The organism is Sphaerotilus sp., from assembly GCF_041083715.1.
Lineage (GTDB): Bacteria > Pseudomonadota > Gammaproteobacteria > Burkholderiales > Burkholderiaceae_C > Sphaerotilus.
Genome location: NZ_JBFPGY010000112.1, coordinates 1 through 3,366, shown reverse-complemented (window position 1 = coordinate 3,366; position 3,366 = coordinate 1). Strand labels below are relative to the sequence as shown.

The 3,366-nt window shown below is 66.3% G+C and carries 3 protein-coding genes and 2 pseudogenes; 2 read left to right on the top strand and 3 right to left on the bottom strand.

Features of this window, described 5'->3' with window-relative positions; genetic code table 11:
- Nucleotides 1-201, bottom strand: a pseudogene (locus AB3X43_RS05500) (ribosome biogenesis GTPase YlqF); the annotation flags it as partial.
- A gap of 55 nt (nt 202-256) precedes the next feature.
- On the opposite strand from AB3X43_RS05500, the gene AB3X43_RS05495 reads away from it, so the two are divergent.
- Entirely contained in the window at nt 257-481 is a 225-nt protein-coding gene (locus AB3X43_RS05495; protein ID WP_369428863.1) for a hypothetical protein, read from the top strand.
- A 27-nt stretch (nt 482-508) separates the two neighbouring features.
- On the opposite strand, the gene sbcB is transcribed toward AB3X43_RS05495, so the two are convergent.
- Together sbcB and AB3X43_RS05485 are read right to left on the bottom strand one after the other, a co-directional pair.
- The gene (gene sbcB / locus AB3X43_RS05490) at nt 509-1,969 is read right to left on the bottom strand and encodes an exodeoxyribonuclease I (protein WP_369428862.1); all 1,461 of its coding nucleotides are present in this window, start codon (nt 1,967-1,969) and stop codon (nt 509-511) included.
- A 36-nt stretch (nt 1,970-2,005) separates the two neighbouring features.
- The gene (locus AB3X43_RS05485; protein WP_369428861.1) at nt 2,006-2,821 is read right to left on the bottom strand and encodes a DNA ligase; all 816 of its coding nucleotides are present in this window, start codon (nt 2,819-2,821) and stop codon (nt 2,006-2,008) included.
- A gap of 412 nt (nt 2,822-3,233) precedes the next feature.
- Between AB3X43_RS05485 and AB3X43_RS05480 the strand changes: the two are divergent.
- Nucleotides 3,234-3,366, top strand: a pseudogene (locus AB3X43_RS05480) (UDP-glucose 6-dehydrogenase); the annotation flags it as partial.

Sequence of the window (3,366 nt, the reverse complement as noted above, 5' to 3'; positions counted from 1 at the left end):
CACCGGGTCGGCCAGATCCTGCTTGTTGAGCACCTTGAGCGCCGGCTTGCCCTGCGTGAGCTGCGCGAGCAGCGGGTTGGCGCTGGAGCCGGGCGCACGGGCATCGAGCAATTCGATCACCACGTCGATGCCGTCCTTGACACGCGCGGTGATGGCCTTCTTGGTCAGGTGCATGTGACCGGGAAACCACTGGATGGACATCTGGAAAATCTTTCTGGATCGAGAACAGGGTGTGGAACAACAGGAGAATACCGGGATGAAAACCTACACCCTCGAAGTGCAACGCTACAAAGCAGCTGCCAGCCACCACGGACTGGTCAACATCAAGTTCGACGGCCTGCTGGTGCCGCGCCCGACCCCGGAGGGTCAAGAGCCCGCCCATGTGCTGAGCATGAGCGAGGCGGATGCGCGCTCCCTCATGATGCTGCTCAAGGCACAGTTTCTGGAGATCGACAAGCGCAAGGCACGCAGCCAGCGCTGAACCTGCACCGGTACGCGGCCCCCGTCCTCAGTCGCGGGTCGGCGTGATCTGCTCGGCGTAATCGTAGAGCGCGCCGAGGATTTCCTGGGCGCGCTCGTCGTCCTCGTGCGCCTGGCCCAGGGTGTCGATGCGTTCGAAGAACTGCGCCACCGTCTGCGCGCCGCCCTGCCCGTCGAGCAACCGCGCGGCGCAATGGGCTTGCCAGCGCTGGCGCTCGGTGTCGGTCAGGGTCTCGGGGAAATTGCGGGCACGGTAGCGCCAGAACAGCTCGTCCAGGCGCGGATCGTCGAACGCTGGCGCGCGACCCGCAGGCAACTGCTCCGGCTCCAGCCCGCGCAGACGCACGAGCCGGCGGCGGTCCTCGTTGTCCAGAAAACCACCGTAGAGGTCTTCGTCCACGTCGATCGCCGGAGCACCTTCGATGGCAGGCCGGGCATACACCTCCTGCCAGATGCCACCCAGCGTGCGCACCTGCGCAGCGGCCGTTTCCGCATGGCGCAGGCACTGTGCCATGTCGATGCCCCAGTGCGCAGCACGCTCGGCGGACAGCGTCTTGAGGTTGGCGATCACGACCGGCGACTTGTTGAGGTGGATGGTCTTGACCGGCAGCCGTGTCACACCTTCGGGCAGCGCATCGGTGCGGGTGAACAGGCGCTCGCGGATCTGCGCCGCGCTCAGGCCGAGCAGTTCGGCCGGATCATGGGCGAGGTCCCAGACGATCAGCTCGTTCTTGTTGGTCGGGTGCGTGGACAGCGGCCAGACCACCGCCAGACAGCCACGCTCGGCGCCGTACATGCCCGACACGTGCAGGAACGGCTGGCCTTGACGCTGCGCGCGGTCGATCTCGGCCGCCACGGCGTCCTTCTTGCGCAGCGCGAGACAGAAGTCGAACAGCCGTGGCTGCCGATCGCGGATCAGCCTGGCCAGCGCGAGCGTGGCGCGCACGTCCGACAGCGCATCGTGCGCCGCCTCGTGGGCGATGCCGTTGGCGGCGGTCAGGTGTTCGAGCTTGAACGACGGGCGACCATCCTCGTGGCGCGGCCAGACGATGCCGTCCGGCCGCAGCGCCCAGGCGCAGCGCACGAGGTCGACCAGGTCCCAGCGCCCGCAGCCGTTCTGCCACTCGCGGGCGTACGGATCGATCAGGTTGCGCCAGAACAGGTGGCGGGTGACCTCGTCGTCGAAGCGGATCGAGTTGTAGCCCAGGCCGATGGTGCCGGGCTGACCGAGCTGCTCTTCGATGGCGCGGGCGAACGCGTGCTCGGGCAGACCGTGCACCAGGCAATGCTGCGGCAGGATGCCCGTCAGGAGACAACTCTCGGGATCGGGCAGATAGTCCGGTGCGGGCTGGCAGTGGAACATGACCGGCGCGCCGATCTCCTGCAGTTGCGCATCGGTGCGGATGCCGGCGAACTGGGCGGGGCGGTCCCGACGCGGCACGCGCCCGAAGGTTTCGTAGTCGTGCCAGAAGTAGGTGGATTCAGCCATGGGCGGCACCTTAACCGATCAGGAAAACGCCGCGGATCAAAGCCCATCGCTGCGGCGCACGAAACTGGCGAAGCGCGGCACACCGTGGCTGGTCTGGCCGCGAAACCGGTACACGATGAGGGAGCCGACCGGAGGCGGCGTGCGCCGGTCCTCGTCCGTGAACCCGGTGCCGACCAGAAAGACGACGCCATCCGCGTTGCGCACCTGCAAGGCGCCGAGCAGCCCTGCCAGTCGGCCCTGCCCCGGCGTGTGCCCGATCACGAGCGCGTCGTCGTCGTGCACCGGCTTGAGCTTGAGCAGCACCTCGCTGCGCCCGCCGAGGTTGGGCGCATCGGCACGGTGCAGCATCAGGCCCTCGCCGCCGACTTCGAGCACCTCCCGCAGGCGCTCCCGCAGCTCTGCACGGTCAGCCACCACGACTTGCTCGACCGCATGCAGCTGTGGCCACTGCGCCAGCTCGACGACTTGCCGGATGCGGGCCGCCCGTTCGTCGAAGCGCCCACCAGCCCGCTGCATCTCGAACACAAGGTACTGCACCCGACTCCATGACTCGGGTTCCGGACGGCGTCGGCGCACCAGCGACGACACCTCGTCGAAGCGGCCACGGCCCAGCCAGAGTTCGCCGTCCAGGACTTCGTTCGGCAGGCGTGCCAGAAAGTCCTTCGGTGCATCCAGCACCTGGCCGGTGCGGGTGCGCAGCACGCGTCCGTCCCACAGGGCCCGGACCCCGTCGAACTTCTCGCTGACAAGAAACCCGGCTGGATCGACCTCGGGATCGGCCGTGCGCGCCAGCAGCACGCCTGAAGCCTGTCCGATGCGCGGCGGGTCGATCGTCTGCGTCTGAGCGACCACCTCCCAAACGGCACCCAACCAAGTCCCCAATCCGCCGAGCCCCGCCACCAGCAGGCTCCGACGACGACGCATTGCACCCATGATCGACATGTTCAAGCTCCCCTGCTCCGAAAAAGATCCGTTCTGCGCTTTTTTTATTTCTGTATTGACCTGCATCATGAATTGAATCAATCGGTACCGCATCGCCCCCAAAGGGGGAGAAATGGGGGACAGGGAAAATACGAAGTGACAGCGCTTCAGCCTTTGCCCGGCCCAGGGCATCTACACTCGCCGGCACCAGCCGGAAGAGCGTGCCGAATCGTGACCTTGGACCGCTCCGGGCAATGCATGCAGCGCTCCTTGACTCGATGGGGCCATGAAGGCGACGCGATCGGCTAAAACACCAGATTGATCCAGCAACCTTGAGGGTAGAGAAGCAATGAAAGTCACCGTCATTGGCACCGGCTACGTCGGACTAGTGACAGGCGCGTGCCTGTCGGAGATGGGCAACCATGTGGTGTGCCTGGACGTGGATCCGGCCAAGATCAAGATCCTCAACGACGGCG

Bases quoted from the DNA above. Each gene is read 5' to 3' on its own strand.
- sbcB (WP_369428862.1), bottom strand. From the start codon at position 1,969: ATGGCTGAATCCACCTACTTCTGGCACGACTACGAAACCTTCGGGCGC.
- AB3X43_RS05495 (WP_369428863.1), top strand. From the start codon at position 257: ATGAAAACCTACACCCTCGAAGTGCAACGCTACAAAGCAGCTGCCAGC.